This window comes from Streptomyces collinus, assembly GCF_031348265.1.
Lineage (GTDB): Bacteria > Actinomycetota > Actinomycetes > Streptomycetales > Streptomycetaceae > Streptomyces > Streptomyces collinus.
Genome location: NZ_CP133771.1, coordinates 581013 through 606814 on the forward strand (window position 1 = coordinate 581013; position 25802 = coordinate 606814).

23 protein-coding genes and 2 pseudogenes are annotated in these 25802 nt (G+C 71.8%); 9 read left to right on the forward strand and 16 right to left on the reverse strand.

Annotated elements, in window-relative coordinates; translation table 11 throughout:
* Positions 1 to 15: 15 nt before the first annotated feature.
* Positions 16 to 2247: a serine/threonine-protein kinase gene (locus RFN52_RS02630; protein WP_184854284.1), complete on the reverse strand. Its 2232-nt coding sequence runs from the start codon at positions 2245 to 2247 to the stop codon at positions 16 to 18.
* Between the two features lie 62 nt (positions 2248 to 2309).
* Positions 2310 to 3158, reverse strand: coding sequence for an oxygenase MpaB family protein (locus RFN52_RS02635; RefSeq protein WP_184854283.1), 849 nt, complete (start codon positions 3156 to 3158; stop codon positions 2310 to 2312).
* 172 nt (positions 3159 to 3330) lie between these two features.
* On the opposite strand from RFN52_RS02635, the gene RFN52_RS02640 reads away from it, so the two are divergent.
* Both RFN52_RS02640 and RFN52_RS02645 read left to right on the forward strand, forming a co-directional pair.
* Entirely contained in the window at positions 3331 to 4848 is a 1518-nt protein-coding gene (locus RFN52_RS02640; RefSeq protein WP_184854282.1) for an ABC transporter substrate-binding protein, read from the forward strand.
* Between the two features lie 5 nt (positions 4849 to 4853).
* Positions 4854 to 6611, forward strand: coding sequence for an ABC transporter permease subunit (locus RFN52_RS02645; RefSeq protein ID WP_184854281.1), 1758 nt, complete (start codon positions 4854 to 4856; stop codon positions 6609 to 6611).
* Between the two features lie 51 nt (positions 6612 to 6662).
* Here the strand turns inward: RFN52_RS02645 and RFN52_RS02650 are convergent, their stop codons facing one another.
* From RFN52_RS02650 to solA, 8 genes are all read right to left on the reverse strand, one after another.
* Complete coding sequence (locus tag RFN52_RS02650; protein WP_184854280.1) at positions 6663 to 7646, reverse strand: D-2-hydroxyacid dehydrogenase; 984 nt, start codon at positions 7644 to 7646, stop codon at positions 6663 to 6665.
* 1 nt (position 7647) lies between these two features.
* Positions 7648 to 9099, reverse strand: a complete 1452-nt coding sequence (locus RFN52_RS02655) for an NAD-dependent succinate-semialdehyde dehydrogenase (protein WP_184854279.1) — start codon at positions 9097 to 9099, stop codon at positions 7648 to 7650.
* 42 nt (positions 9100 to 9141) lie between these two features.
* Entirely contained in the window at positions 9142 to 10422 is a 1281-nt protein-coding gene (locus RFN52_RS02660) for an NAD(P)/FAD-dependent oxidoreductase (protein WP_184854278.1), read from the reverse strand.
* A gap of 168 nt (positions 10423 to 10590) precedes the next feature.
* Positions 10591 to 11358, reverse strand: a complete 768-nt coding sequence (locus RFN52_RS02665) for an amino acid ABC transporter ATP-binding protein (RefSeq protein ID WP_184854277.1) — start codon at positions 11356 to 11358, stop codon at positions 10591 to 10593.
* Positions 11355 to 12314, reverse strand: coding sequence for an amino acid ABC transporter permease (locus tag RFN52_RS02670; RefSeq protein WP_229857059.1), 960 nt, complete (start codon positions 12312 to 12314; stop codon positions 11355 to 11357). Before RFN52_RS02670 ends, RFN52_RS02665 begins: the two co-directional genes overlap by 4 nt.
* 1 nt (position 12315) lies before the next feature.
* Complete coding sequence (locus RFN52_RS02675; RefSeq protein ID WP_229857058.1) at positions 12316 to 13335, reverse strand: ABC transporter substrate-binding protein; 1020 nt, start codon at positions 13333 to 13335, stop codon at positions 12316 to 12318.
* A 211-nt stretch (positions 13336 to 13546) separates the two neighbouring features.
* Positions 13547 to 14227: a haloacid dehalogenase type II gene (locus RFN52_RS02680; RefSeq protein WP_184854276.1), complete on the reverse strand. Its 681-nt coding sequence runs from the start codon at positions 14225 to 14227 to the stop codon at positions 13547 to 13549.
* 51 nt (positions 14228 to 14278) lie between these two features.
* Positions 14279 to 15418: an N-methyl-L-tryptophan oxidase gene (gene solA / locus RFN52_RS02685; RefSeq protein WP_184854275.1), complete on the reverse strand. Its 1140-nt coding sequence runs from the start codon at positions 15416 to 15418 to the stop codon at positions 14279 to 14281.
* Positions 15419 to 15701: 283 nt separating this feature from the next.
* On the opposite strand from solA, the gene RFN52_RS02690 reads away from it, so the two are divergent.
* Positions 15702 to 17324: a PucR family transcriptional regulator gene (locus RFN52_RS02690; RefSeq protein WP_184854274.1), complete on the forward strand. Its 1623-nt coding sequence runs from the start codon at positions 15702 to 15704 to the stop codon at positions 17322 to 17324.
* Positions 17325 to 17690: 366 nt separating this feature from the next.
* The gene (locus RFN52_RS02695) at positions 17691 to 18149 is read left to right on the forward strand and encodes a Crp/Fnr family transcriptional regulator (RefSeq protein ID WP_184854273.1); all 459 of its coding nucleotides are present in this window, start codon (positions 17691 to 17693) and stop codon (positions 18147 to 18149) included.
* 20 nt (positions 18150 to 18169) lie between these two features.
* On the opposite strand, the gene RFN52_RS02700 is transcribed toward RFN52_RS02695, so the two are convergent.
* Both RFN52_RS02700 and RFN52_RS02705 read right to left on the reverse strand, forming a co-directional pair.
* On the reverse strand, positions 18170 to 18847 hold the full coding sequence (locus tag RFN52_RS02700; protein WP_184854272.1) for a helix-turn-helix domain-containing protein: 678 nt from the start codon (positions 18845 to 18847) through the stop codon (positions 18170 to 18172).
* A 22-nt stretch (positions 18848 to 18869) separates the two neighbouring features.
* A complete protein-coding gene (locus tag RFN52_RS02705; RefSeq protein ID WP_184854271.1) occupies positions 18870 to 19943 on the reverse strand; it encodes a zinc-dependent alcohol dehydrogenase family protein in 1074 nt (357 codons plus the stop codon).
* 229 nt (positions 19944 to 20172) lie between these two features.
* On the opposite strand from RFN52_RS02705, the gene RFN52_RS02710 reads away from it, so the two are divergent.
* Complete coding sequence (locus RFN52_RS02710; RefSeq protein WP_184854270.1) at positions 20173 to 20550, forward strand: STAS domain-containing protein; 378 nt, start codon at positions 20173 to 20175, stop codon at positions 20548 to 20550.
* Positions 20551 to 20605: 55 nt separating this feature from the next.
* Here the strand turns inward: RFN52_RS02710 and RFN52_RS02715 are convergent, their stop codons facing one another.
* From RFN52_RS02715 to RFN52_RS40030, 3 genes and pseudogenes are all read right to left on the reverse strand, one after another.
* Positions 20606 to 21103: a flavodoxin domain-containing protein gene (locus RFN52_RS02715; protein WP_184854269.1), complete on the reverse strand. Its 498-nt coding sequence runs from the start codon at positions 21101 to 21103 to the stop codon at positions 20606 to 20608.
* Positions 21104 to 21119: 16 nt separating this feature from the next.
* Entirely contained in the window at positions 21120 to 21248 is a 129-nt protein-coding gene (locus tag RFN52_RS02720; RefSeq protein WP_311240869.1) for a hypothetical protein, read from the reverse strand.
* A gap of 79 nt (positions 21249 to 21327) precedes the next feature.
* A pseudogene (locus RFN52_RS40030) lies at positions 21328 to 21606 on the reverse strand (hypothetical protein); the annotation flags it as partial.
* Positions 21607 to 21996: 390 nt separating this feature from the next.
* Between RFN52_RS40030 and RFN52_RS02725 the strand changes: the two are divergent.
* A complete protein-coding gene (locus tag RFN52_RS02725) occupies positions 21997 to 22884 on the forward strand; it encodes a universal stress protein (RefSeq protein WP_184854268.1) in 888 nt (295 codons plus the stop codon).
* Between the two features lie 8 nt (positions 22885 to 22892).
* Here RFN52_RS02725 and RFN52_RS02730 read toward each other — a convergent pair whose 3' ends face one another.
* Positions 22893 to 23918 (reverse strand): 6-phosphofructokinase, encoded by a 1026-nt coding sequence (locus RFN52_RS02730; RefSeq protein ID WP_184854267.1) that lies wholly within the window; start codon positions 23916 to 23918, stop codon positions 22893 to 22895.
* A gap of 305 nt (positions 23919 to 24223) precedes the next feature.
* Between RFN52_RS02730 and RFN52_RS02735 the strand changes: the two are divergent.
* The 3 genes and pseudogenes from RFN52_RS02735 to RFN52_RS40040 all read left to right on the forward strand — a co-directional run.
* Positions 24224 to 25310: pseudogene (locus RFN52_RS02735) on the forward strand (bifunctional acetate--CoA ligase family protein/GNAT family N-acetyltransferase); the annotation flags it as partial.
* Positions 25311 to 25322: 12 nt separating this feature from the next.
* Positions 25323 to 25463, forward strand: a complete 141-nt coding sequence (locus RFN52_RS40035; RefSeq protein ID WP_374050209.1) for an acetate--CoA ligase family protein — start codon at positions 25323 to 25325, stop codon at positions 25461 to 25463.
* 31 nt (positions 25464 to 25494) lie between these two features.
* Entirely contained in the window at positions 25495 to 25764 is a 270-nt protein-coding gene (locus tag RFN52_RS40040) for a CBS domain-containing protein (RefSeq protein ID WP_374050147.1), read from the forward strand.
* Positions 25765 to 25802 lie beyond the last annotated feature (38 nt).

The window sequence follows — 25802 nt, forward strand, 5'->3', positions numbered from 1 at the left end:
CCCGCCCGCTCGGGGTCAGCGAGCCGCCGCGGCCCGCTGCTCTCTCAGGGCCGCCACTCTTCGGTACAGGGCCACGGCCTCGGCGCCGCGGCCGAGCTGTTCCAGGCAGTGGGCCTCGTCGTTGCGGCTGGCGAGGGTGTCGGGGTGGTCGGTGCCGAGGACGCGTTCGCGGGCGGTGGCCACGCGCCGGTACTCGGTGAGCGCGTCGGCCCAGCGGCCCAGCCAGCCGAGGCCGACGGCGACCTCGCGCAGGCTGACCAGGGTGTCCGGGTGGTCGGGGCCGAGGACCTGTTCGCGGAGGGCGGCGACCTCCCGGGATTCGTTGAGGGCCTCCGCCCAGCGGCCGAGCCGTCCGAGATTGACGCAGCGACCGTGGCGGGCGCGCAGGGTTTCGGGGTGGGTGGGGCCCTGGCTGCGGCTGCGGTCCCCGGCCAGACCGCCGTAGAGGTCCAGGGCTTCAGCGCTGCGGCCGAGGCGGCCCAGGCTGATGCCGATCTCGTGCCGGGCGGCGAGGGTGTCGGGGTGGTCGGGGCCGAGGGCGCGGCCGCGGGCCTCGGCGACCTCGCGGTAGGTCTCCAGGGCCTCGGGCCAGCGGCCCAGCTGGCCGAGCGCGTAGGCGACCTCGTAGCGGGTGACGAGCGTGTCGGGGTGGTCCGGGCCGAGCACACGGGCGCGGGCGGTGGCCACCTCGCGGGCCATGCGGTACGAGTCCTCCAGGCGGCCGAGGCGGCTGAGGTTGAACGCGAGGTTGTGGCGGCAGCGCAGGGTGTCGGGGTGGTCGGGGCCCATGGTGTCCTCGCGGGCGGTGAGCACCGAGGTGTAGACACGGTGGGCGTCGAAGGGGCGGCCCAGCTGGCCGAGCACGTAGGCCATCTCCTGGCGGGCGGCCAGGGTGTCGGGGTGGTCGGCGCCGAGGGTGCGGATCCTGGCCTCGGCGACGTGCTTGTACTCGCGCAGGGCGTCCGCGGCGCGGCCGGTGCGGCTGAGGGTGAAGGCGACCTCGTAGCGGCTGGCGAGGGTGTCGGGGTGGTCGGGCCCGAGGAGGTGCTCGCGTTCGGCGGCGACCGCCCGGTGCACCTCGCCCGCCTCCGCCCAGCGGCCGAGCCGTCCGAGGCTCAGGCCCGCGTTGTGCCGGCCGGCCAGGGCGGTCAGGACCTCCGTGGGCGGGGCGGGCCGCTGCGCGGGGGCGGGTTCTTCGATGACGGGGCCGGTGGCGGGCCGTGCGATCCACTCGCCGGACAGTCCCGCCGACGGGTCCGGGGGCGTGGTGCGCAGCCCGGTGCCGGTCGCCTTGTGGCCGGTGGTCATGCCGCGGGTCCAGGACGGCAGCCGGCCCGCGCCGGCCGGCCCGCCGGGGACCGGGCGGGCCGCGGCGACGGCGGGCACGCACGCCGGAGCGGCCCGGTGGGCGCTGATCCGGCGGGCCAGCTCGCGGGCGTCGTCGGGTCGTTGCCCGGGTTCCTTGGCGAGCAGGTCGAGGACGACCCGCTCCAGGTACTCGGGCAGTTCGGCGCGGTGCTCGCGCGGCGGGCGGGGCGGGGTGTCGCGGTGGCCGACGAGGACCGCCCAGGCGTCGTCGAGGTCGAACGGCGGTACGCCGGTGGCGATCTCGTACAGGACGCATCCGAAGGAGTAGAGGTCGCTGCGGTGGTCGACCCCGTCGCCGCCGATCTGTTCCGGGGACATGTAGTGCGGGGTGCCCATGGCGATGCCGGTGCCGGTCAGCCGGGAGGTGAAGCCGATGTCGTGGCCGAGGCGGGCGATGCCGAAGTCGCAGATCTTCACCGTGCCGTCGCCGAGCCGCACGATGTTGGCGGGTTTCAGGTCCCGGTGCACGATGTTCTGTTCGTGACAGTAGGCGAGGGCGGCGGCGACCTGCTCGGCGATCTCCATGACGTCCGCGACCGGCAGCGGGTGCTGCTTGTTGTCCTCCAGGAGCTGGCTGAGGTTGCGGCCGTCGAGCAGCTCCATGACGAGGTAGAGGACGCCGTCGGCTTCGCCGAAGTCGTGCACGACGGTGATGCCGCGGTGCTGCAGCGCGGCGGCCACCCGGGCCTCGCGGCGGAACCGCTCCCGCAGCACGCGGGTGAAGGCGTGGTCGTGGTTCGGGCCCAGCGGTTTGAGGCACTTGACGGCGACGTGCCGGCCCAGGGACTCGTCCCGTGCCCGCCACACCTCGCCCATGCCGCCGCGCCCGATCAGATCGAGCAGCCGGTACCGGCCCTGGATGAGCCTGCTGTCCCCCATGTCGCGCGACGCTCCCCCCGGTAGCTGTTCGCCCGCCCCCCTGGCCCACCCAGTATGGCGGCCTATCGTCCGAGTTTGTACGGTGCCGGGCGGGCGCCGGGGCCGAGCCTCGCCATGGCCCGCAGGATGTGTTTGGGCGGGAGTTGCCACCGCACACGTGCGGGAACGCGGCGCAGCAGGAGGCCTGCGAGGCGCAGTTGGCGGGTGACGGTGGCGGGTGCGGGGGCCGGTCTGCCGTACAACTCGTGGGCGTACGGCGGCAGGGAGGCGTACGCCAGATGTGCCACGCGCCGCCACAGCACCTCGCGCGCCGGTACGAGGAGGGGGTGCGTCGGCGGGCGGAGCAGGAAGTCGTCCACCTCGCGTGCCTCGGGTCCGGCGGCGAGGTCCGGGCGCACCTTGTCGAAGTACGCGGCCATCTCGGCCCGGTTGCCCGGTACGGCGCCGGGGTCGAGACCCACGAGGCGGGCGCTCTCCAGGTGTTCGGCGAGGTAGCGGTCGGCCTCGGCGTCGGTGAGCCGGAAGCCGGACCGGCGGGCGACGTGAAGGTACGAGTCGATCTCGGCGCAGTGCACCCACATCAGCAGGGCGGGTTCGTCGACGCCGTAGCGCTCGCCCGTGTCCGGGTCGGTCGCGGTCAGCATGCGGTGGATCCTGCGGACGCGGGCACCGGCGCGCTCGGCGGCGTCGGTGGTGCCGTAGGTCGTCGTTCCGACGAAGCTCGCGGTGCGCATCAGCCGGCCCCAGGCGTCCCGCCGGAAGTCGGAGTTCTGCATGACCCCGCGGACCGCGCGCGGATGCAGGGCCTGGAGGTAGAGCGCCCGGACGCCCGCGATCCACATCACGGGGTCGCTGTGCACCTGCCAGGTCACCGATGCGGGACCGAACAGTCCCGGGTCCGCGCCGGTCATGCGCCTCACCTCCACCCCGGCGGACACGATGGCACAGGTCGAACAGCGGGTCGAGATGTTCTTTTCCGAACCGCGGCGGTCCAGTCGTTGAGATTTCACCTACCCGGCGAGAGTTTGGTAAGCCTCCCCTTATATGCTGACGCCGCCGATCTCCCGCACGACAGGAACTGACATGCGCACCACCTCCCGCGGTCTCATAGCGGCGCTCGCTCTCACCCCTCTGCTGGCCGGCTGCTTCGCACCGGGCGACAGCGACGCGGGCGCCGGGACGGGATCGGGCGGACGGCTGCGGGTCGCGCTGGCCGTGCCGCCGGTACAGGCGCTGTCCCCGTACAGCAACGACGCCACTGTGCTGAGCAAGTTGTCCGTCGCCGAGGGACTCACCGCCCTTGACAAGAACGGCACGGCCAAGCCCGCCCTGGCGAAGTCCTGGAAGCAGAACGGCGACACCACCTGGACCTTCGAGCTGCGCGAGGCCGAGTTCCAGGACGGCACCGAGCTGACCGCCCAGGCCGTCGTCAACGCGCTCGACCACGCCGGCGCGGCCAAGCCCAAGCCCCGCGTCCTGAGCGACGTGTCACTGACCGCCAAGGCCGACGACGCCGACACCGTCACCCTCACCACCAAGTCGCCCGACCCGGTGCTGCCGCTGCGGCTGGCCAGCCCCGCGCTGGCGATCCTGTCGGCGAAGGCGTATGGGAAGGACGGCGCCGTGAGCCCCGCGGGCACCGGCACCGGTCCGTTCGAGATCACCCGGCTGAGCGGCAAGACCAAGGCCGCCCTCGACCGCTTCGACGGCTACTGGGGCGGCAAGGCGAAGGCGCCCGGCATCGACGTCAGCTGGATCGCGGACGGGACGGCCCGCGCCAACGCCCTGCGCGGCGGCGAGGCCGACATCGCCGAGTGGATCCCCACCGCCCAGGCGAAACTGCTCGACGGCAAGACCCGGCACGAGGTCCCCTCGGTGCGCACCGACAGCCTGATCCTGAACACCGGCAGCGGCCTGTTCACCGACGCCGGTCTGCGCGCCGCCGCCCGCGAGGCCGTCGACGGCTCCGCGCTGGTGGACTCCGTCTTCGGCGGCTACGCCGACGCCGGGCAGGGCCTGTTCGGGCCCGCCGTTCCCTGGGCGGCCGACCAGCGCGTCCAGGTGACGGGCCGTACGAAGGCCGCGACCGCCGCCGAGGTGAAGACCGCCTCCCAGGACAGGACGCTGCGGCTGGCCACCTACACCAACCGGGCCGAGCTGCCCGAGGCGGCGACCGTGCTCCAGCAGCAGCTGGAGAAGGCCGGGTTCACCGTGAAGCAGGACGTGCGCGAGTACACGCAGATGGAGGGCGACCTCCTCGCTGGGAAGTACGACGCCCTCGTCTTCTCGCGGGTGACGCTCCTCGACACCGGCGACGCGGTCGACTACCTCGCCAGCGACTTCACCAGCGACGGCGTCTACAACATCGCCGGCCTGAAGAACCCCGCGGTGGACAAGGCCATCCGGGCGGCCGCAGCCGAGCGGGACACCGCCGGGCGCCAGCGGAAGATCATGCGGGCCGAGGCGGAGATCCTGCGCACCGACGCGGTGGTGCCGCTGGTCCACGAGCAGGCCGTGCAGGGCATCGCCGCCGACGTCGAGGGCGTCATCCTCGACCCGCGCGAGCGGTCCCTCATCGACGTCGACACGCACCTGAAGTAACCGGCATGAGCCTCGCGCACGCCCCCGCCGCCGCCCGCCCGTCCCCCTGGCCGGCGGCGGCCGGCCGTGTGCTCGCCGGTGGCGCACTGCTCGGCGCCGTGGCCCTGCTCCCCTGGCTGTCCGGAGCCGACCCGGCCCGGACCGTGCTGCGGGCGCGCTCCGCCGACCAGAACCCCACACCTGCCGAACTCGCCGCCGTGCGCGTCCAACTGGGGTTGGACGAGGGCCCGCTGGTCCACCTCGCCCACTGGCTGGGCGGCCTGCCGCGCGGGGACGCGGGCGTCTCGTGGGTCTCCGGCGCACCGGTCATGCCGCAGGTGGGCACGGCCCTGTCGGTCTCCCTGACGCTGATGCTGGGCGCGTTCGCGGTCACGGCCCTGGTCGCCGGACTGGTGTGCGCCCGTACGGTCTTCCTCGGTTCCCGGCGCCGGCTGCGGCAGGACCGGGCGGGCACCACGGCCGCCGTCCTCGCGTCGCTGCCGAAGTTCCTGCTCGCCTCGGTGCTGGCCACCGTGTGCGGGGTGTGGTGGGGCTGGTTCCCGTCCAGCGGGTGGGAGGGCCCGCAGTCGATGCTGCTGCCCTCACTCGCCCTCGGCATCCCGTCGGGCGCGATGCTCGGCGGCATGCTCGACCAGGCGCTGCCCCCCGCCTTCCACGAACCCTGGGCGCGCACGGCCTACGCCGTCGGCCTCCCGTCCGGCCGCATCGCCCGCAACGCGCTGCGCCGCACCCTGCCCGGCATACTGCCGCAGCTGCTGCCGACCGTCGTGGCGCTGGTCGGCGGTGCGGTCGCCGTGGAGATGATCTTCAACATCCCGGGGCTCGGCCGACTCGCCCTGGAAGCCGCCGTCGCCCAAGACCTCCCGGTGCTGCAGACCGCGACGCTGGCTCTGGTCCTGCTCGGCGTGAGCGCGGGCATCGTGATCCGCGCCCTGCGTCACGCCCTCCTCGGACGGCCCTTGCGGGACGGCGCCCTGCCCGCCCTGCACCGCCCCCCGCTCACGGTGCCGTCCTCCCTGCGCTGGATCACCACCGTCTGCGCCCTCGTCCTGCTCGCCCTGGTCACCGCGGGCCTCCTGCGCGACCCCCTCCAGGTCGACACGGCGGCACGGCTGCTGCCGCCGTCCCTCGACCACCCTCTGGGCACGGACGCCCTGGGCCGTGACCTGCTGGCCCGGCTGGGTCACGGTGCGTTGCGCACCGCGGGGGTCGCCCTGGCCGTCACGGCGGTCAGCGCCGTCACCGGACTGCTGCTGGGCATGGCACCGCGGGCGAGCGCCGGCCCGACGGAGGTCGTGTCGACGCTGCCCGCCGTCCTCGCGGGCCTGCTGATCGCGGGTGTGACCGGACCCTCGGTGTGGGGCGCCGCGAGCGCGGTCTGCGCGGTGGGCTGGACTCCGTACGCCGCCCAGACCGCCGCGCTGCTGGAGCAGGAACGCGCCGGCGGGCACATCGCCGCGTCCGTCGCACTCGGCGCCGGGCGGCTGCACCTGATGCGCCGCCACCTGCTCCCCTCGGTGATCCCGGCGCTCCTGCGCAACGCCCTGCTCCGCCTGCCCACGACCGTCCTGGTCCTGGCCTCGCTCGGCTTCCTGGGCCTGGGCGAGCAGCCGCCCACCCCCGAGTGGGGCCGCCTCCTCTCGGAGAACCAGCCGTACGCCGAACTGGCCCCCTGGACCGTGCTGGGCCCGGCAGCCGCCCTCGTCGTGCTGTCCGTGCTGGCGGTGACGGGCAGCGTACGGGGACGGGGGAAAGGCGCATAGCGAACGCCCCGGCCGGTGGAGACCACCGCCGGGGCGTCAACTCCTCGCTCGTCAGGCGGGGGACTCCTCGTGGATCACGTAACCGCGCCGCTTGTCCACGACGTTGCGCAGGGGGCGGCCCTCGACGTGCCGGGTGAGATTGTCGAGGAACACCTCGACGAGTGCCTCCCGCTCGGCGGTGGTCTCGCCCGCCGTGTGCGGGGAGATCATCACGCCGGGCATGTCCCACAGGGGGGACCCGGCCGGCAGGGGCTCCTGGCCGAAGACGTCCAGGGCGGCACCGGCGAGCCGGCCCGCGGAGAGGTGGTCGATGAGCGCCTCCTCGTCGACCAGGCCGCCCCGGCCGACGTTGATCAGCCGGGCTCCCGGCTTCATCGCGGCCAGCACGGGGGCGTCGACCATGCCCCGGGTGTCCGGGGTGAGGGGTGCGGCCAGGACGACGTAGTCCGCCTCCGCCAGGGCCGCGGGGACGGTGGCCGAACCGTGGACCGTACCGAAGTCGGGGTCGCCGGACCGGGCCGTGCGGCCGGCGCCGCAGACCCGCATGCCCACGGCGCGCAACAGCCGGGCGATGGCACGTCCGATCGGCCCGGTGCCCCACACCAGAACGGTGCGTGCGGTGATGCCGTCGCTGGGACGCGGACGCCACTCGCGGCGCTGCTGGTGTTCCCAGGTGCCGGGGAAGTCCTTGGCGAGCGCGAGGATCAGTCCGAGGACGTACTCGGCCGTCGGCCGGTCGTAGACGCCACGCGCGTTGGTGAGCGTGACGCCCGGATCCTCGACCAGGGCGGGGAAGAGGAAGGAGTCGACGCCCGCCGAGGAGGCGTGCACCCAGCGGGGCGCCTTCTCGGGGGTGTCGGGCCAGGCCTCGCGGATGGCCGGGGTGATGGTGACCCAGGCCAGGAGGGCGTCGGCGCCGGGGAGGAGGTAGGGCAGTTCCTCCTCGGTGGCGTAGACGGTGTCCGCGAGGCGTTCGATGAGTGCGGTGGCGGGGGGCCGGTTGCCCCGGTAGAGGACGACGAGGCGGTCGGGCATCTCAGGCTCCGACGGGTACGGCGATGTACTTGTACTCGAGGAACTCGTCGATGCCGACGGTGCCGCCTTCGCGGCCGAGGCCGGATTGCTTGATGCCGCCGAAGGGGGCGGCGGGGTTGGAGACGAGGCCGGTGTTGAGGCCGATCATGCCGCTTTCGAGGCGTTCGGCGACGCGCAGGGCGCGGTCGAGGTTCTGGGTGAACAGGTAGGAGGCCAGGCCGAACTCGGTGTCGTTGGCGGCGGTGACGGCTTCGTCCTCGGTGTCGAAAGTGCGGATCGCTGCGACGGGGCCGAAGATCTCGGTGTCGATGATCTGCGACTCGGGTGCGATACCGGTCAGGACGGTGGGCGGGTAGAAGCAGCCCGGCCCTTCGGGGAGTTGCCCGCCGGTCAGGACGGTGGCGCCGCGCTTGACGGCGTCGGAGACGAGGTCGTGGGCCTTGCTGCGGCCGGCGAGGTCGATGAGGGGGCCGACGTCGGTGCCGGGCTCGGTGCCGTCGCCGACGGTCAGGGCGGCCATGCGGGCGGCCAGGCGGGAGGCGAACTCTGCGGCGATGGAGGTGTGGACGTAGATGCGGTTGGCGGCGCAGCAGGACTCGCCCATGTTGCGCATCTTGGCGACCATGGTGCCTTCGACGGCGGTGTCGAGGTCGGCGTCGTCGAAGACGATCAGGGGGGCGTTGCCGCCGAGTTCCATGCTGGTGCGGATGACGGTGTCGGCGCACTGGGCGAGCAGGATCCGGCCGACGCCGGTGGAGCCGGTGAAGGACAGTTTGCGGATCTGGCCGCCGCGCAGGAGGGGTTCGACGACTCCGGCGGCGTCGGTGGTGGTGATGATGTTGAGGACGCCGTCGGGCAGTCCGGCTTCGGTCAGGATCGCGGCGAGGGCGAGGCTGGTCAGGGGGGTTTGGGGGGCGGGTTTGAGGACGATGGTGCAGCCGGCGGCGATGGCGGGGCCGATCTTGCGGGTGCCCATGGCCAGGGGGAAGTTCCACGGCGTGATCAGCAGGCAGGGTCCGACCGGCTGGCGGGTGACCAGGAGCCGGTTGCGGCCGTCGGGGGCGGTGGTCAGGCCGCCGTCGATGCGGACGGCTTCCTCGGAGAACCAGCGGAAGAACTCCGCGCCGTAGGCGACTTCGGCGCGGGCCTCGGCCAGGGGCTTGCCCATCTCCAGCGTCATCAGCAGCGCGAGGTCCTCGGTGCGCGCGATGAGGATGTCGTAGGCGCGGCGCAGGATCTCACTGCGGGCGCGGGGTGCGGTGGCGGCCCAGGCGGCCTGCGCGGCGACCGCCGCCTCGACGGCACGCTGCCCGTCCGCGGGTGAGGCGTCGGCGACCCGGCACAACTCCTCACCCGTGGCCGGGTTGTCGACGGACAGAGTCCGGCCGGACTCCGCGTCCTGCCAGCCCCCGCCGATGAACAACTGCTTGGGAACATCACGGACGACAGTCATCGTGGGTATCTCCTTGGAAGCGTAAGAGGTGCTGCCGACCGGTCAGCGGATGCGGTCCAGCGTCTTGTAGTAGGCGCCGGCGAAGGGCAGGAACCAGGCGGTGCCGTTGTAGAGGGGGATGCGGGGCGGGGCGATGTCACGGACCGGGCTGACCTCGGGGTGACCGTCCATCACCTCGGCCATGACCTGCCCCATGTGGGTGGCCATCTGCACACCGTGGCCCGCATAGCCCAGGGAGTAGTAGACGCCGTCATCGGTCTGCCCGGCGTGCACGATGCGGTCCATCGCGAAGCCGACGGAACCGCCCCACACGTACTCGATCTTGGTGCGGGAGAGCTGAGGGAAGATCTCGCACATCTCCCGGAACAGAACCTGTCCGCTCTTCTTGTCCGAGGTGGGGTCGGACGGCGCGAAGCGGGCACGGCCGCCGAACAGCAGCCGGTTGTCCGGGGTGAGCCGGAAGTAGTGGCAGACCTGGTTGGAGTCCACGATGAGACGGGCCTTGGGGATGATGTCCCGGGCGAGTTCCTCGCCGAGCGGCTCGGTCACGATGATGAAACTGCCCAGGCACACCTGCTGGCGGCGCAGCCAGGGGAAGTTCTTGTCGGTGTAGGCGTCGGTGGCCATCATGACCTGCCCGGCACGGATGACACCGCGCTCGGTGCTGACCTCGAACCGGCCGGCGGCGGTGCGCCGCACGCCGATGGCCGCGTTGCGCTCGTGGATCTCCACACCGGTGCGCTCGCACGCCTCGGCCATGCCGCGCACGAAACGGCCGACGTGCAGAGCGGCACTGAACGGGTCGAGCAGACCGCCGTGGTAGGCGTCGGATCCGATCTCGGAACGCAGCTCGGACTTGCCGACCAGGGTGGTCTCGTGCCCGAAGTACTGGGCCAGGTCGCGCTGCTGGGCCTTCTTGGCTTCGAAGTGAGCGGGACGGGAGGCGACGCCCAGGCGTCCGACGCGACGGAACTGGCAGTCGATGGACTCCTCGTTCACGAGCCGCTCGACGGTGTCCACGGCCTCGCCGTAGGAGTTGTAGATCTCGCCGGCCCGCTCCAGTCCGTATCGGCGGATGGCCTGGCGAACACCGATGGTGAAGCCGAGGTTGGCCATGCCGCCGTTGCGTGCGGAGGCACCGGAGCCGATCTGGCCCTTCTCGACGAGGGTGACGCGGGCGCCCTTGCGCGCGGAGTGCAGGGCGGTGGACAGACCCGTCAGGCCTGCCCCGACGACCACCAGGTCGGTGTCCTCGGTGACGGGCTTGCCGGATCGGTCGGGAAACGCCCCGGCGGTTTCTATCCAGTAGGGAATCGTCTTCATGTCGGGTCCTTAGCGGGGAGTTTCGAAGGGGGCGGGGCCCGGCCGGGCACCACCAGGAGCCCGGCCGACGGCGCTGTCAGCGCTGTGACGGTCGGATCGACGTCGAACCGGAGGGCGTTGAGGACCGGGGCCGGCAGGGTGCGGAAGTTGCGTCAGTCCCAGCCGCTTCTACAGGACCCTTTCGAGGAACGCCTGGGTTCGCTTCTCACGGGGGTTGCCGAGGACTTCGCGGGCGTCGCCGCGTTCGACCGCGACGCCGCCGTCCATGAACAGCACCTCGTCGGCTACCTCTCGGGCGAAGCCCATCTCGTGCGTGACGAGCAGCATGGTCATTCCGTTGCCGGCGAGGTCACGCATGACGGCGAGTACTTCGCCCACGCGTTCGGGGTCCAGTGCGCTGGTGGGTTCGTCGAACAGCATGATGGTGGGTTCCATCGCGAGCGCGCGGGCGATGGCCACGCGTTGCTGCTGGCCGCCGGAGAGCTGGGCGGGGTATTTGTGGCCGCATCCGTCGAGGCCGACCTTGGCCAGCAGTTCTCGCGCCTGCTCGCGGCTGGCCTCACGGTTCTTCTTCTTCACCAGCACCGGTCCGGACATGACGTTGTCCTCGGCGGTCATGTTGGGGAACAGGTTGAACTGCTGGAAGACCATGCCGATGCGGGTGCGCTGCTGGGCCAGCCGCTTGGGGCGCACGGCGTGGTAGGCGTCGTCCTTCTCGACGTAGCCGAAGTCCTCCCCGTTGACCTTGAGGACACCGCGGTCGATGGTCTCCAGGCCGTTGATACAGCGCAGCAGTGTCGATTTGCCGGATCCGCTCGGCCCGATGATGCACGAGATCTCACCGGCCGCGACGGTCAGGTCGATGTCACGCAGGACCTGGTGACGTCCGTAGCTCTTGCACAGTTTGCGTGCGACGATCGTTCCGTCGGCGTTCACAGCAGGGACTCCCTCGTGGCGGGTACGGGCTGGCCCGCCTCCGGCTCGGCCGACGTGGCGGCCGGGGTCAGCCGCACCCGGGTCGAGCGGGAGAAACGGCGCTCGATCATGGACTGCGGCACGCTCAGCACCAGCGTCATGATCAGGTACCAGAGGCTGGCCACGATCAGCAGCGGAATGGTCTGGTAGTTGCGGGCGTAGATCGACTGTGCGCTGTTCAGCAGGTCGGCGACGCCGAGCACGCTCACCAGCGAGGTCTCCTTGAGCATCCCGATCACCTGGTTGCCGGTGGCCGGAACGACCGACGGCATGGTCTGCGGGATGATCACGCGCCGGAGCTTGGTGAATCCCGACATGCCCAGGGACTCCGCGGCCTCATGCTGTCCGCGAGGAACCGAGGCGAACCCGCCGCGGATGATCTCGGACATGTACGCGGCCTGGTTCAGCGTCAGCCCCACCACGGCCGCGGTCAACGGAGTCATGATCGCGTTCACGTTCACCGGCGTGGAGATGTCGGTGAACGGGATACCGATCGAGATGTGCGGGTACAGCGCCGCGATGTTGAACCAGAAGATCAGCTGCACGAGCACCGGGGTGCCGCGGAAGAAGGCGATGTAGAGCTGGGCCAGCCCGGAAACGGGCCGCTGATGCGACATCCGCATCACCGCCAGGACCAGCCCGAGCAGGGTGCTCAGCGCCATGCTGACCGCGGTGAGAACAAGCGTGATCAGCAGACCGTTGAGAATCGATTGCGTGGTGAAGTAGCTGAACACCACCGGCCAGCGATAGTTCTCGTTCGTCACCGCGGTCCACACCAGACCGGCGACGATCGCGATCGCGACGGCCCAGGTGACATAGTCACGCGGTCGTTTCGGCGTGATCCGCTTCTTTTCTTCGGCCAGCAGTTGTGACACCGGTCGGCTCCTGGTCTTCGTACCGATCAGATCCGTGGACATGTCAGTCCTGCGGGACGGCCATGGCCGCGGTCTTGATCCCGAGGTCCTTGAGACCCCAGCGGCCCAGCGCCTGGGTGTACTTGGGGTCGTCGATGATCGACTGGACGGCAGCCTTCACCGCGGGGGTCAGCGCAGACTCCTTCTTCAGCGCGACGGCCACGGGCTTGGTGGCCACCAGGGGCTTGAGGACATCGAACGTCTTGGGCTGCTGCCGGGCCGCCCACTCGAGCGCGATGAAGTCGTACATCACCGCGTCGATCCGCTTGGAGACCAGCTGGGTCAGAGCGTCGTTCACGCTGGGCAGGGTCACCGCGTTGATGGCCGGCTTGCCCTTGCTCGTACAGTCCTGCTTGGACAGCTGAGGCAGCCACTGCAGCTCCGCGGTGCTGCCGGAGGTGACGGCGACGCGGTGCCCGCACAGCGTGTGGGTGCCCAGCTTCTGCGGGTTGCCGTAAGGGACGGACACCCCGGTGCCGGCCTTGAAGTAGTCGATCATGTCGAGCACCTTCAGCCGGTCGCTGGTGGCACCCATGGTGGAGGCGGTGAAGTCGTACCGATCGGCCTGCAGGCCGGTGATGATGGTGTCGAACTTGACGTTGTTGATCTGCAGCTTCAGGCCGAGCTTGGCGGCGATCAGCCGGGACATGTCCGGGTTGAACCCGATCGGGGTCTTGTTGTCCGACGCCATGAACGTGGTGGGCGGGTAGGCCAGGTCCATGGCCACCGAGAGCGTGCCCTTGTCCTTCACCGCCGCGGGCAGCAGCTTCACCGCCTTCGGGTCCGGCTTCACACCCACCGAGATGTCGTCGGTGTGCTCGGCCGACGCGCCGGCACCTCCACCCTGCGTCGTGCCCTTCGCCCCCACGTTCTGCCCGGTGCCGCTCGCCCCGCACGCGGCGAGCGCGAGGGCCAGGGCGGTCGTGACGATCGGGATGCTCAGGTGCCTGTTGACCTGCATCGCGGCGGCAACAGCGCCTGCGGTGCGGAGTACGGTTCTGCGGCCTGTCCGGTTGCTTTCCATGGCGGTGCCTCCTGAAGAACGCTGGGGATACGGGGAATCCGTGATGCGGGGGTACGGGGAATCCGTGATGCGGGGACGACGTGGGGATCGCACGGGGGGGGGTGGGACGTCGTCAGCCGACGGCCGGAAACGCGCGGGGCTCATGGGCGGCCACGCGAGACCGGGCGCCTGTCGGAAAGAAGGTGCTGAGTGAGCGGGTGTGCGTCGCGCGTCAGATGCCCAGCATCTGGTTGAGCTCGTCCAGGGACTTGACCGGCACGTAGTCGTAGCCGTGGGTCACGGGGTCGTAGCCGCGGTCCAGGAGGATCAGGTTGCGGAAGCCCATGTCGTGCATCGGCATCAGGTCGTAGCGGGTGTGCGAGGAGACGTGCACGAAGTCCTCGGGGGACGCGTCGAGCTGGTCGAGCATGTACTCGAAGGCGGCGTAGCGGGGCTTGTAGTAGCCGGCCTGCTCCGCGGTGAACACCGCGTGGAAGTCCGCACCGAGGCGGGGCACGCTCTCCTCCAGGAAGGAGTCGTCCGCGTTGGACAGGATGACCAGCTTGTAGTTCTCACCCATCTTCTTCAGCGGCTCCGGAATGTCCGCGTGCGGGGCCCAGCTGCGCACGCCGTCCGCGAAGCGCTTGCCCGCCTCCGGGGCGGCCTTGATGCCCCACTTGCGGCAGACCCGCTCGAAGGAGTCCTGCAGCACCTGCTCGTAGGCGTAGTACGCGCCGCGGACCTGGTCGTAGCGGTAGCCGCGGAACTCCCGGACGAACTGGTCCCACTGCTCGGCGGGGATCTGGTCGCCGACGAGTTCACGCGTGATGGGGGTGATCGGGTACTCGATCAGCGTGCCGTAACAGTCGAAGGAGACGTACTTCGGGCGGAACTGGAACGAGGGAATGGGCATGGAAGTGCTCCACTTTCTTGGTTCGGGGAACTGGTTACGGGCCACAGCGCTTCAGGCGGCGCCGACTCCTGCCGGTGCGAGGAAGCCGACGGGGTGCTCCGTCGTGCCGTCGAGCGCCAGGTCCGCGGCGATCTCCCCCATGGCGGGCGAGAGTTTGAAGCCGCTGCCGGAGAATCCGGCCATGACGACGATGTCGTCCTCGCCGGGGAGATGGCCGACGAGCGGGTTTCCGGACGTCGTGTAGCCCTCCATGTAGACCGACAGCCGGATGGGGTCGGGGTTCAGGTCGGGCATCAGCTCGCCGATGAGCTCGCGGAAGGTGGTGAGTTCCTCGGGGCGGACCGTGCGGTCGAGCCGCTCGGGGTCGGGGACGGGCAGATAGCGGGCGAAGGAGAGGCCCAGCTTGACCGAGATGCCGTCGGGCGACGGGAGTCCGTAGCAGTCGTGGGGTGTGCTGCGGACGAAGGCGGGGGCTCCGCCCGCGAACCAGTCGTGGCGGGTGGGGATGTGCCAGGAACTGACCAGCCGGCGGATGTCGACGGCCCGCGGCAGGTCCGGGAGCAGGGTGTTGACCCAGGGGCCCACGGTCACCACCGCGGTGTCCACGTGGTCCGTGCCCTGGTCGGTGACGATGTGCACTCCCCCGCCCGCCGCGGGGGCGATCTCGCGCACCGGGGTGTAGCGGCGCAGCCGGGCGCCCAGTTGCTCGGCGCGGGCGGCGGCGGCCTGGATCGATGCCTCGGGCCTGATGATGCAGCCCATCCGGTCGAGCACGGCGGTGTGCCCGTCCGGGAGGCGGTGCTGCGGGTAGCGACGGGCGAGTTCCTCCCGGTCCAGCACCTCGTGGTCCAGCTGGTGGGTGGTGTCGGCGGAGAGGAGGAGGCGCATGGGCGGAGACACGGTCTCGCCCATCACCAGACATCCGCTGCGACGGCGCAGCGAGAAGCCGGTTTCACGCTGGAGCCGGTCCCACATCCGGTCGGCGAGCCGCAGCAGCGGGATATAGCCGGGGTCACCGAGGTGCACGGAGCGGAAGATGCGGCTCTCACCCCCGGCCGCGCCGCGGTCGTGACCCGGCGCGTACCGGTCATAGCCGATGACCTCGGCTCCACGGGCGGCCAGCCGCCACATGGCCTGGCTGCCCATGCTGCCGGCGCCGATGACGGCGACGCGCTTCGGGGTGCGGCGCATGAGGTCGCTCCTTTCGCCGGAGGTGGCATGGGTGACGGTGGGATCCCCAGCACCGAGCGGACACCGTGCGGACTCTTGCGGTCCGTGTCCCACTGGGGATGGCGTTCACTTTCGACCCGAGCGAACACGCAGGTCAACCCACACTCTGTTCCACCTGACGGCCTTCTCGAGACGGTCTGTCACGGCAGGCGTCCAAGCTTCGGAAAGTGCCACTCCGCCTCTTGTCACGGCGGTGGGCCGGTGCGAAGGTGACCCCCGACCCCTCAGGAAGAAAGCACCCTCTATGCCGCCCAGACCCCCCGTAAGCGGGCACTTCCTCACCATCGCGGAGGTTTTGCGCCTGCCGGTGCTCACTGAAGGGATGCCGCGCGTTCTGGCCGGTGAGTCACAGCTGAACCGTGCGGTGCGCTGGGTACACGTCACCGAGCTGCTCAATCCGGCCGACTTCCTGGAGGGCGGTGAGCTGGTGCTGACGACCGGCATGCCGTACCCGGACGACGCATCCAAGCTGCGGGGCTACGTCGATCAGCTGGCCGACGTCGGTGCGGCGGGCCTGATCGTGGAGCTCGGTCACCGCTACCGGAGGGTGCCCGAGGAGCTGGTGGCCGCCTGCCGGGCCCGCGAGGTGCCGCTGGTCGAGCTGGCCCGCGGCGTCCGCTTCATCGACGTCACGCAGACGGTGCACGCGCTGATCCTGGACGCCCAGGGGGCACTGCTCCGCCGCGGGCGGGATATCCAGGACATTTTCACCGCTCTGACGCTGCGAGGGGCCGGACCCGAGGAACTGGTGCACACCACCGCGGAGCTCGCCGGAGCCCCGGTGGTACTGGAGGATCTCACCCACCGGGTCCTGATGTGCGAGCTGCTCGGCCGGCCCTACGAGCCGGTCGTGTCCGCCTGGTCCCGGCGCTCGCGGGCCGCGCCGACCCTGGAGAAGCTCGCGCCGAGCGGTCCGGAGGGGTGGCTGATCGCCCCGGTTCAGGACCATCACGGGCTGTGGGGGCGGCTGGTCCTGCTGGAGGACCGGCTGAACACGGAGCCCGACCCGGAGCACCTCCTGATCCTGGAGCGCGCGGCGGTCGCGTTGACCATGGCCCGTCTGGCCGGGCCGGCCTGGTGGGAGCGCCGCGCCCACCGCTCCGTACTGCGTGACCTGTACGAACGACGCTTCCGCTCCCCCGCCGACGCCCGCGCCCGCGCCGAGGCACTGGGTCTGCCGGCGTTCGGGCACCGCCTCTTCGCCATGGTCATCCGTCACACCTGTCCCGGTGGCGAGGGCGAGCAGCTCGACGAACGGATCGCGAAGGCTCTGACGCAGACCGGCGTCCGCGCACTGGTCGGCGAGACGGCCCCGGGCCGGATCGGCGTGCTCCTCGCGCTGGCGCAGGCCAGCGCCTGGCAGCCGGTCGCCGAGCGGATCGGCCGTCTCGCCCGCGAGGAACTCGGCCCGGAGGCCGTCGTCGCCGTCGGCCCGGGGGTGACCGACCTCTCCGGCATCGCCCGGTCGTGGCAGGAGGCCGAGCAGACGGCCGAGGCCATCACGCCGGCCTCCCCCGAGCGGTGGTTCTACGTCCCCGCCGATGTCGAACTGCCGGAACTCCTGGGCGTCCTGCGCGAGGACACCCGCCTCCAGCGGTACGCGGAACGCCATCTGACCCGCCTCATCGAGCACGACGACCGCAACGGCGGCGACCTGCTGCCGGCGCTGCGTGCCTATCTGACGGCCGCCGGGAACAAGTCGGTCGCGGCGAAGCTGGCCGGCATGTCACGGCAGGCCTACTACCAGCGCCTCCACACCATCGAACGGCTCCTCGGCTGCGACCTCGAATCAGGCCTGCAGCGCACGTCCCTGCACGTCGCGGTACTGGTCCTGGACGGCCGGGGCACGGCTGCGCCCGGCGCCTGACGAGCGTGCCGGGTGTCGCGCGGGACGGGAGGGCGCACGTCACGTCTCCGTGGTCCGTGAGCACCGGCCGACAGGTCTCCCCCGGTTCCACGCCGATCGCCCGGTCGGGCAGCTCGACGTCGGTCGGCGGAAGACCGGACGGCGGTACGGGACCTCCGGCCGCCCGCTCGTCAGCCGCAGCCCCACGCCCCATGCCCCATGCCCCATGCCCCAGTGACCCTGGGGATCCGCTCTCACCGCCGCGTCTGCGGCAGCGCACGCGAGGGGCGGTCGGGCCCCCGGCCGGGGCCGTTCGGCCCGTGGTGCGCCGCCGGGGCAGGGCACAGGCTGAGGTCAGCAGTCCAAGGTCCTGAAGGGAGCCGAGCCATGACCTCCACCACCAACCTGGCCACGGGCCTCACCGCCGGGCATCGCGAGCGGCTGATGCGGGTGGCCCGCGAGGTGTCCTTCGACACGGGCACACGCCTGTTCGAGGAAGGGCGGCACGCCGACCGGTTCTGGATCGTGCGCACCGGGACGGTCGTGCTCGACCTGCATGTCCCGGGGCGACGGGCCGCTGTGATCGAGTCCTTGGGGAACGGCGAGCTGGTCGGCTGGTCGTGGCACTTCCCGCCGTACGTGTGGCAGCTGGGCGCGGAGGCGGTGAGCCCGGTGCGCGCCCACGAGTTCGACGCGGAAGCCGTACGGGCCATGTGTGCCCGGGACCCCGAGTTCGGCCGCGCGATCGCGGACTGGGTCGGCCGGGTGGTCGCCCACCGGCTGCACGCGTCGCGGGTCCGGCTGCTCGACCTGTACGCCCCCTACGGCAGCGGCGGCGCGCTGTGAGCGGCCGGGGGTGAACGCGTTCAGGCCACCGTGATGCGGCGCCCCGTGACGGAGACGGGCTCGATACGCAGCCACAGGTCGCGCCGCCCTCCCGCCCAGGGTGTGCTGTACGCCTGCTCTTCGAGGAGGGCGACGTCGTCCGGATCCGTCACGGTGGTCGCGGGTCCCCGCACCAGCACGCTCCAGCCCTCGCTGAACGCCTCGTCGATGCGGTCGGCCTCGAAGGCGACCTGGTGGCCGTCCGCCTGCGCCGGGGTCGTGCCGGGTGCGGTGCGGAAGACGATCCCGCCCTCGACGACGCTGTAGTTGACCGGGACGACGACCGGCCCGGCGTCCGCGGGCACGGCGAGGCGTCCCACCCCGTGTGTGGAGAGCAGCGAGCGGCACTCCGCCTCGGTCAGCTCCGTGAACCGGGGTGTGCGGGCGGCCCGGCCGAGGCCCGGCGGCAGCTCGGTGTCGCCGCCGGTCAGGTGCCACACCGTGGTCTTCAGTGCTCCCGCCAGCCGCAGGAGGGTGCCGGCGCCCGGATCGGCCGGGGGCCGCTCCTCCAGGTACTGGAGGTAGGCCGGAGACATGCCCGCCCGTGCGGCCGTCTCCTGCCGGCTCAGGCCGAGTTCCGTACGCCGCTGGGTGATCCGCCGGCCGAGGTCGCCCATCGGGCGGCCCTCCACGGCGGGCGACGAAGGCCGTTCGGTCATGACGCGTCACCTCTCTCGTTCGTCAGGCCGCCCGGTAGGGGACGACTTCCTCGTGCGGCTCCTCGCCGAGCACGACCTTGAGCGCGCCGGTGTCGGCGGCCCGGGCGAAGACGTCGTAGGCCTCCTCCATGTGGTTCAGCGGGAAGGTGTGCGTGACCAGCTGACCGGTGGGCAGGCGGCCCGCGGCCGCCATCCGGAGCAGGGTGGGGGTGGAGTACGTGTCCACCAGCCCCGTGGTGATGGTGACGTTCTTGATCCACAGGTCCTCCAGATGGAGGGTCACGGGCCTGCCGTGCACGCCGACGTTGGCGACGTGGCCGCCGGGCCGCACGATGCGCGTGCAGAGTTCGAAGGCCTCCGGGACGCCTACCGCTTCGACGACGACATCCGCGCCCAGTCCGCCGGTGAGGTCCGCGATCAGCTGCTCGGGGGCCTCCCGGGCGTCCGCGACGGCGTCAGCACCGAGGTGTTTGGCGGCTTCCAGCCGCGCGGCGGCGAGGTCCACCGCGATGATGCGCTCCGGAGCGAACAACTGGGCCGTCGCGACGGCCGCGAGTCCGACGGGTCCGGCTCCGACGACGGCGACGGTGTCTCCGGGCCGCACGTGGCCGTTGAGCACGCCGACCTCGTACGAGGTCGGGAAGATGTCGGCCAGCAGCACGGCGTCCTTGCCGTCCAGGGCGCTGGGCAGGGGGTGCACCGAGAGGTCCGCGTACGGCACCCGCACGTACTCGGCCTGGGTGCCGTCGATCAGATGGCCCAGGATCCAGCCTCCGCCGCCCCGGCACTGCCCGTACGTGCCCTCACGGCAGTACCGGCAGCGGCCGCAGGCGGTGATGCAGGAGACCAGCACACGGTCGCCCGGCCGCACGGTGCGTACGTCGCCGCCGACGTCGACGATCTCGCCGACCGCCTCGTGGCCCAGCACCGTGCCCGGGCGCACCTCGGGGACGTCGCCCTTGAGGATGTGCAGGTCCGTTCCGCAGAGGGTGACGTCGTCGACGCGCACGATGGCATCGGTCGGCTCCCGGACACCGGGGTCCGGGACGTCCTCCCACGCGGACTGTCCGGGACCGTGAAAGACGTAGGCCTTCATGGCGACACCTCCTGACCTTGGCGCGGCGATGTGCGGGGCGTGCACCCGCAGTTCCAGCTTGGCGCGGATCGGTCGGACGCGCCTGGGCCGGTCGGCCCCGGCCACCGGGCCGTCGGGGCATCGCGGGCGGGTCCGGCCGGGGTTCCGCACCTCATATGTCCCTAAGGCCCGGGTGACCGGGGCCGATCGGCCCTGGCGGACGCCCGGCCCGCCGGGCTCTGCTCGTTCCATGCCCGACATCCCCGGCACGTCCGCGCCGCTCCCGGAGCACACGGCACGTGTCGTCACGCTGCACGGGGAGCTCGACCTGCTCACGGCACCGGCGCTGAGGGTCCGCCTCGACGACGTGACCGCCGGCCCCTGTCCCGACCTGGTGCTGGATTTACGTCCGGTGTCGTTCATCGACTGCGCGGGGCTGGGGATCCTGTGCCGGGTACGGAACCGCGTCCGGGCGCGGCACGGCCGGCTGCGCCTGATCACCGGCAGTACCCGTCTCGCGCGCGTCCTGCGGCACACCGGTCTGGCCGGGGTCTTCGAAGTGCTTCCCGGCATGCCCCGGGGCGCCGACACGTCCCCCGTGGAGACGGCCGGCGAAGCGATGGTCTGATCGCGTCCCAGGGGAGCCGGTCCCGTCGCGTCATACGAGAGCCGGGCGGGTCGCGTCATCCGGGAGCCGGCTCGTGGGCGATCCGCACCGCCCATGCCTCGATCCGCTCGAAGTCGCGGAAGTCCCCGCCCTTTCCGTTGCGCAGGATCATCCGGGCGACCCAGCCCTTCGCTCCCTCGCGGAGGCAGCCGCCGAAGGTGACGTGCTCCGTGACGTCGAGCCGGGCCATGGCCCGCTTCACCCCCGGTACGGGCGGGATGTCCCGCTCCGAGGCCGAGGGGTCGAGCGGGCCGCTGCTGAAGAACCACAGCGGACGCCGGGCCAGGTCCTTCCGATGGCGGCGGACGAAGCGGCGGGCGTCCTTGTGCCAGTGGCCCGCGTACAGGCCGCCGCCGACCACGACGGCGTCGTAGGCCGCCACGCTCGGCACGGCGCCGGCCGGGAGGGCTTCGGCCGTCAGCCCCTCCCTGCGCAGGACCTCGGCGATGGTCCCGGCGATCTCCGCGGTGGATCCGTTCGTCGTCCCGTAGGCGACGAGCACGTTCGTCGGCATGGCGGGCCGCCTCCTCTCACAGGTTGCGCAGCCGGTCGTCGGCCACGCCGTGCGGCAGTTGTCCGTCCGACCGCAGCCGGGTGTCGTCCAGCCTCCAGGTGAGCTGGTCGACGACCGCGACGACGCCGTCGGTACGCCGGGCCATGGCGACGGCGATCTCCGTCTCGTTCTTCGTCGTCCACCACGGGCAGTCCGCCGATCCGGTGGTCGGCCTGCAGCCGGGCGACCTCCTCGAACGACGTGTCGTACACGGCCCGCACCACGTCCATGGTCATCACGGAGCCGACCTTGTCGTGATGCATGGTGTCTCCTCCCGGACCACGGCGGTCTCCTCGCGCCTGATGCCGGCCTCCTCCCGGCTCTCCGGCTCTTCGAGTATCCGGCGGCGGGGGGCGCCCTCGCATGGGCTGTCCGGGGTCGTCCGGGGGCCGACCGGCCCGGGCCGGAGTCAGGGCCGTTCGGGGACGACCGCCACGGGGCAGGCCGCAGGTGCAGCACGGCATGCGTGACACGGCCGATGCGGGAGGCGACGCGACCGTGGGGCCGCCTGGCGCCCACCACGAGCAGGGCGGCCTCGGCCGAAGCGTCGGGCAGCACGGTCCGGGCCCGTCCTTCGAGACGATCCGCCGGCGCACCTCGACGTCCGGTTGTTCCTCCGTCGGCGGCGCACGCAGCCCGGTCTCCAGGACTTCGAAGGTCCGCCGCCGGTGCGCCTGGGCGGATTCGCCGGTGAAGGCACTGCGGGGCCGGAGCGGGCCGCGGCGGCCGGGCACCGCAGCCGGTCCGGGCGCCGGAGCGGGTCCGGGCGCCGGAGCGGGACCTCCGTGGAACAGTGGAAGTGAGGAGAACGGCCTGTGCCGCCCGCGAGGCGGGGCCGGACGAAGGAGGCCAGGATGCGTCCCCCTGTGCTGGCGGGCATCGACGGGTCCGAGTTCGCTGCGGTCGCGGCCGACTGGGCTGCGCGTGAGGCCGCGCTGCGCGGCGTTCCGCTGCGACTGCTGCACTCTTCTCCGCGGCTTCCCGGCCCCGTCGTTCCGCGGCCGGCCCTGGAGCGGTTGCACCACATGGGCGCCCAGTTGCTCCAGCGGACGGTCGCGGACCTCGCCGACCGCCACCCTGACCTCCCGGTGGAGTGCGCGCAGTCCGATGAAGGCCCGGCCGAGGCTCTCCTCACGGCGGCACGCGATGCCGGACTCCTCGTCGTCGGCACCCGGGGCACGGGCGGTTTCGAGGGGCTGGCGGTCGGCTCGGTGGCCCTGCGGACGGCGGCAGCGGCACCCTGCCCCGTCGTGCTCGTCCCTCACCGCCCCGGAGCCTTCGTGAACGGGGCGTTCGCGGCACCCACCACCTGCCAGGTCGTCCTGGGCTTCGACGCGCACCGGCCGTTCGGTGCGGTGGCCGACTTCGCGTTCTCGGCCGCCGATGCTCGCGCGGCACGCTTGCACGTGGTGCAGGCCTGGGCCTTTCCCGCCGAATCGGTCTCTTCCAGGATTCTGGTGGTGACCGAGGAGGACCGTGCGACCTGGGAGGACCAAGAAGTCCTCCGGCTCTCCGACGCCCTGCGTCCGTGGCAGGAGAAGCACCCCCGGGTGACGGTCGGCAGCGACCTCATGCTCCTTCACCCCGCGGAAGCGCTTCTGACCGCCTCCCGGGGCGCGGACCTGCTCGTCGTGGGCCGCCGCACCGCACCCCGGGCGGCTGAAGGCCGGCTGGGCCCGGTCACCCATGCGGTGCTGCACCACACCCGCTGTCCGGTGGCGGTCGTACCGCACACAGAGTGACTGCCCGCTCAGCCGTAGAACGCCTCGAACTCGTCGTACAGCGACGAATCCACCACCTTGTTCTCCGCGGTGGCGTCCGCGAGGGGCACGCGGACGATCCGTGTGCCCCGCAGGGCGACCATGCAGCCGAAGTCCCCAGCCTGGACCGCGTCGATGGCATGCAGTCCGAAACGGGTGGCCAGCCACCGGTCGAAGGCGCTCGGTGTGCCGCCGCGCTGGATGTGTCCCAGGACCGTGGTGCGAGCGTCCTTCTCCGTCCGCGCCGAAATCTCCTGGGCCAGCCATTCGCCGATGCCGGACAGCCGCACATGGCCGAACTCGTCCAGCGACCGGTCCTTGAGAATCATCTGTCCTTCCTTGGGGACGGCCCCTTCGGCCACGACGACGATCGGCGCGTAGTTGATCTGGAACCGTCGCTTCACCTGCTCACAGACCTGATCGATGTCGAACGGCTGCTCGGGGATGAGGATCACGTTGGCGCCGCCCGCGATGCCGGCGTGCAGGGCGATCCATCCGGAATGCCGGCCCATCACCTCCACCACGAGGGCGCGCATGTGCGACTCGGCTGTGGTGTGAAGGCGGTCGATGGCCTCCGTCGCGATACCGACGGCGGTGTCGAAGCCGAAGGTGTAGTCGGTGCCCGAGACGTCGTTGTCTATGGTCTTCGGCACCCCGACCAGGTTGACACCCAGTCGGCTCAGTTCCGTGGCCGCCCCCAGCGTGTCCTCTCCGCCGATCACGACGAGTGCGTCCACTTCGTTCGCGGCGAGGGTGTCCTGCACCCGACGCAGCCCGTCCTCGTGCTTGAAGGGGTTCGTGCGGGAGGATCCGAGGATGGTCCCGCCGCGGGGAAGAATCCCCCGAACGCTGGAGACGTCCAGGGGAACGATGTGGTTCTTGAGCAGACCGAGCCAGCCGTCCCGCACACCGACGAAATCGAACGAATACTCCTGGACGCCTTTGCGGACGACGCTGCGGATGACCGCGTTGAGACCGGGACAGTCACCGCCGCCGGTCAGCACTCCGACCTTCATGGGCTTTCTCCCATCGGCTGCACACCAGGCCGTTCGCGGCCCTCCGGGCGAGCGGGCACCGCCGCCGGGACCTGGCTCGCCGCCTTCCTCCAGACTCCCTCGATTCCGTCCTCGGTGGCCACTCGACGGAGGTCGTCACGCAAGGCGTCCCACAGCTCCACACCGCCCGCCCCGCGGCGCCCGCCGACCGGTGATCATCATCCGGGCTGCTCCCGGTCCGGGTCACCGACGGGTGAAGTCGGCCTGATCCGGATCGGCGAAGACCATCCCCGTTCGGCGGAGCAAGCGGTCACCGACAGCCGACGATCGCCGTACCGGCCGAGGGCGTAGCGCAAGTCGCGCAGGAGTGCGGGCAGTTCGGCGTCCGTGCCCTGCTGGTCGTCTCCGCCGGGCTCGACGCCGAGCAGTCCAAGGAACTGCTGTCAGCCTGCCGTGATCACGACATGCGCCTCGTCGGCCCCAACTGCCGGGGCCTGGCCAACACCGAGGACCGGGTCCGCCTCGACGCCACCTTCGCCGCCGCCCACCCCGCGCCGGGCCTCGCCGGGGTCGCCGTGCAGTCCGGCGGGGTCGGTATCGCACTGCTCGGCGGTCTGGAGCGGCTCGGCATCGGCGTGTCCGGCTTCGTCTCGCTCGGCGACAAGTACGACGTCAGCGACAACGACATGCTCCAGTGGTGGGAGTCCGACGGGCGCACCGACCTGGCGCTGCTGCACCTGGAGTCGTTCGGCAATCCGCGCGCCTTCTCCCGCACCGCGCGCTGTGTCACCCGCCGTATGCCCTTCCTTACCGTCGACGCGGAGCGTACCGAGGCCGGCCGCCATGCCGCCGCCTCGCACACCGCGGCGGCCGCCACGACGATCATGACCCGGCGGGCGCTCTTCGCCCAGGCCGGGATCACCGCCACCCGTACGATCCCCGAACTGCTGGAGACGGCCGCCCTGTTGCACTCCCAGCCGCTGCCCGCGGCAAGCCGGGTCGTCGTCGTGACCAACGCGGGTGGCGCAGGTGTGCTGCCGCGGAGGCCTGGCTGGCCCTGCCCCCGCTGCCACCGGGCCTGGTCGAGGGTCTGCCGGCCGTGCTGCCGCGAGGCGCTGGCACCGCCAACCCCGTCGACGCGACGGCGGCGGTCTCCGAGGAGCAGCTGCGTGCCTGTCTGGACCGGCTCGCAGCCCACGACGGCATCGACGCGGTACTCGTCGCACTGGTGCCCACCGCCGTCGCGGCCGCGATGCGGCTGCTGCCCTCGGACACAGGGCGGGTGCCGGCGTACGCCGACCCGCAGGCGGCGGCGCGGGCACTCGCCCATGCCGCCGAGCGCGCCCGCTGGCTGGCCCGCCCGGCACCGTCCCGGCTCCGGACGGCGTCGACACCGCACGCGGGCGGGCCGTGCGGCTGTCGCGGATGGCGAGCGACCTGCCGCAGCTGGTGGAGGCGGATGTCAATCCGGTGCTCGCCCTGCCCGAGCGCGTCTTCGCCCTCGACGCCCGGATCCGGCTGCTGCCACGCCGTACACACGACCCCTACCTGCGCCGCCTCCGATGAACGCGCGCAGCACGGAAGGAAGGCGGGCTCCATGAAACAGAGCAAGGTCGGTGCCCTGATGACGTCCGACGTCGTCCGCGCCGAGTACGGCACTCCGTTCAAGGAGGTGGCCCGGCTGCTCGCCGAGCACCGGATCAGCGGCCTGCCGGTGGTGGACGACGAGGAGAAGGAGATGTGCCGCCAGACGGACGGCGTGGTCGCGGTCGTCGACCACCTCACCCACCACTTCGACGACTCCTGGCGCCGCCCGGACGAGCCGGCCCCGGAGGCGATCACCGGCAACCGGCTGCGCAGGCTGTGAGGTGGCGCAACAGTCATGAGGGGGGAGGTGCTGGTAGC

Bases quoted from the DNA above. Each gene is read 5' to 3' on its own strand.
- RFN52_RS02630 (WP_184854284.1), bottom strand. From the start codon at position 2,247: ATGGGGGACAGCAGGCTCATCCAGGGCCGGTACCGGCTGCTCGATCTG.
- RFN52_RS02635 (WP_184854283.1), bottom strand. From the start codon at position 3,158: ATGACCGGCGCGGACCCGGGACTGTTCGGTCCCGCATCGGTGACCTGG.
- RFN52_RS02640 (WP_184854282.1), top strand. From the start codon at position 3,331: ATGCGCACCACCTCCCGCGGTCTCATAGCGGCGCTCGCTCTCACCCCT.
- RFN52_RS02645 (WP_184854281.1), top strand. From the start codon at position 4,854: ATGAGCCTCGCGCACGCCCCCGCCGCCGCCCGCCCGTCCCCCTGGCCG.
- RFN52_RS02650 (WP_184854280.1), bottom strand. From the start codon at position 7,646: ATGCCCGACCGCCTCGTCGTCCTCTACCGGGGCAACCGGCCCCCCGCC.
- RFN52_RS02655 (WP_184854279.1), bottom strand. From the start codon at position 9,099: ATGACTGTCGTCCGTGATGTTCCCAAGCAGTTGTTCATCGGCGGGGGC.
- RFN52_RS02660 (WP_184854278.1), bottom strand. From the start codon at position 10,422: ATGAAGACGATTCCCTACTGGATAGAAACCGCCGGGGCGTTTCCCGAC.
- RFN52_RS02670 (WP_229857059.1), bottom strand. From the start codon at position 12,314: ATGTCCACGGATCTGATCGGTACGAAGACCAGGAGCCGACCGGTGTCA.
- RFN52_RS02675 (WP_229857058.1), bottom strand. From the start codon at position 13,335: ATGGAAAGCAACCGGACAGGCCGCAGAACCGTACTCCGCACCGCAGGC.
- RFN52_RS02680 (WP_184854276.1), bottom strand. From the start codon at position 14,227: ATGCCCATTCCCTCGTTCCAGTTCCGCCCGAAGTACGTCTCCTTCGAC.
- solA (WP_184854275.1), bottom strand. From the start codon at position 15,418: ATGCGCCGCACCCCGAAGCGCGTCGCCGTCATCGGCGCCGGCAGCATG.
- RFN52_RS02690 (WP_184854274.1), top strand. From the start codon at position 15,702: ATGCCGCCCAGACCCCCCGTAAGCGGGCACTTCCTCACCATCGCGGAG.
- RFN52_RS02695 (WP_184854273.1), top strand. From the start codon at position 17,691: ATGACCTCCACCACCAACCTGGCCACGGGCCTCACCGCCGGGCATCGC.
- RFN52_RS02700 (WP_184854272.1), bottom strand. From the start codon at position 18,847: ATGACCGAACGGCCTTCGTCGCCCGCCGTGGAGGGCCGCCCGATGGGC.
- RFN52_RS02705 (WP_184854271.1), bottom strand. From the start codon at position 19,943: ATGAAGGCCTACGTCTTTCACGGTCCCGGACAGTCCGCGTGGGAGGAC.
- RFN52_RS02710 (WP_184854270.1), top strand. From the start codon at position 20,173: ATGCCCGACATCCCCGGCACGTCCGCGCCGCTCCCGGAGCACACGGCA.
- RFN52_RS02715 (WP_184854269.1), bottom strand. From the start codon at position 21,103: ATGCCGACGAACGTGCTCGTCGCCTACGGGACGACGAACGGATCCACC.
- RFN52_RS02720 (WP_311240869.1), bottom strand. From the start codon at position 21,248: ATGGCCCGGCGTACCGACGGCGTCGTCGCGGTCGTCGACCAGCTCACC.
- RFN52_RS02725 (WP_184854268.1), top strand. From the start codon at position 21,997: ATGCGTCCCCCTGTGCTGGCGGGCATCGACGGGTCCGAGTTCGCTGCG.
- RFN52_RS02730 (WP_184854267.1), bottom strand. From the start codon at position 23,918: ATGAAGGTCGGAGTGCTGACCGGCGGCGGTGACTGTCCCGGTCTCAAC.
- RFN52_RS40035 (WP_374050209.1), top strand. From the start codon at position 25,323: ATGGCGAGCGACCTGCCGCAGCTGGTGGAGGCGGATGTCAATCCGGTG.
- RFN52_RS40040 (WP_374050147.1), top strand. From the start codon at position 25,495: ATGAAACAGAGCAAGGTCGGTGCCCTGATGACGTCCGACGTCGTCCGC.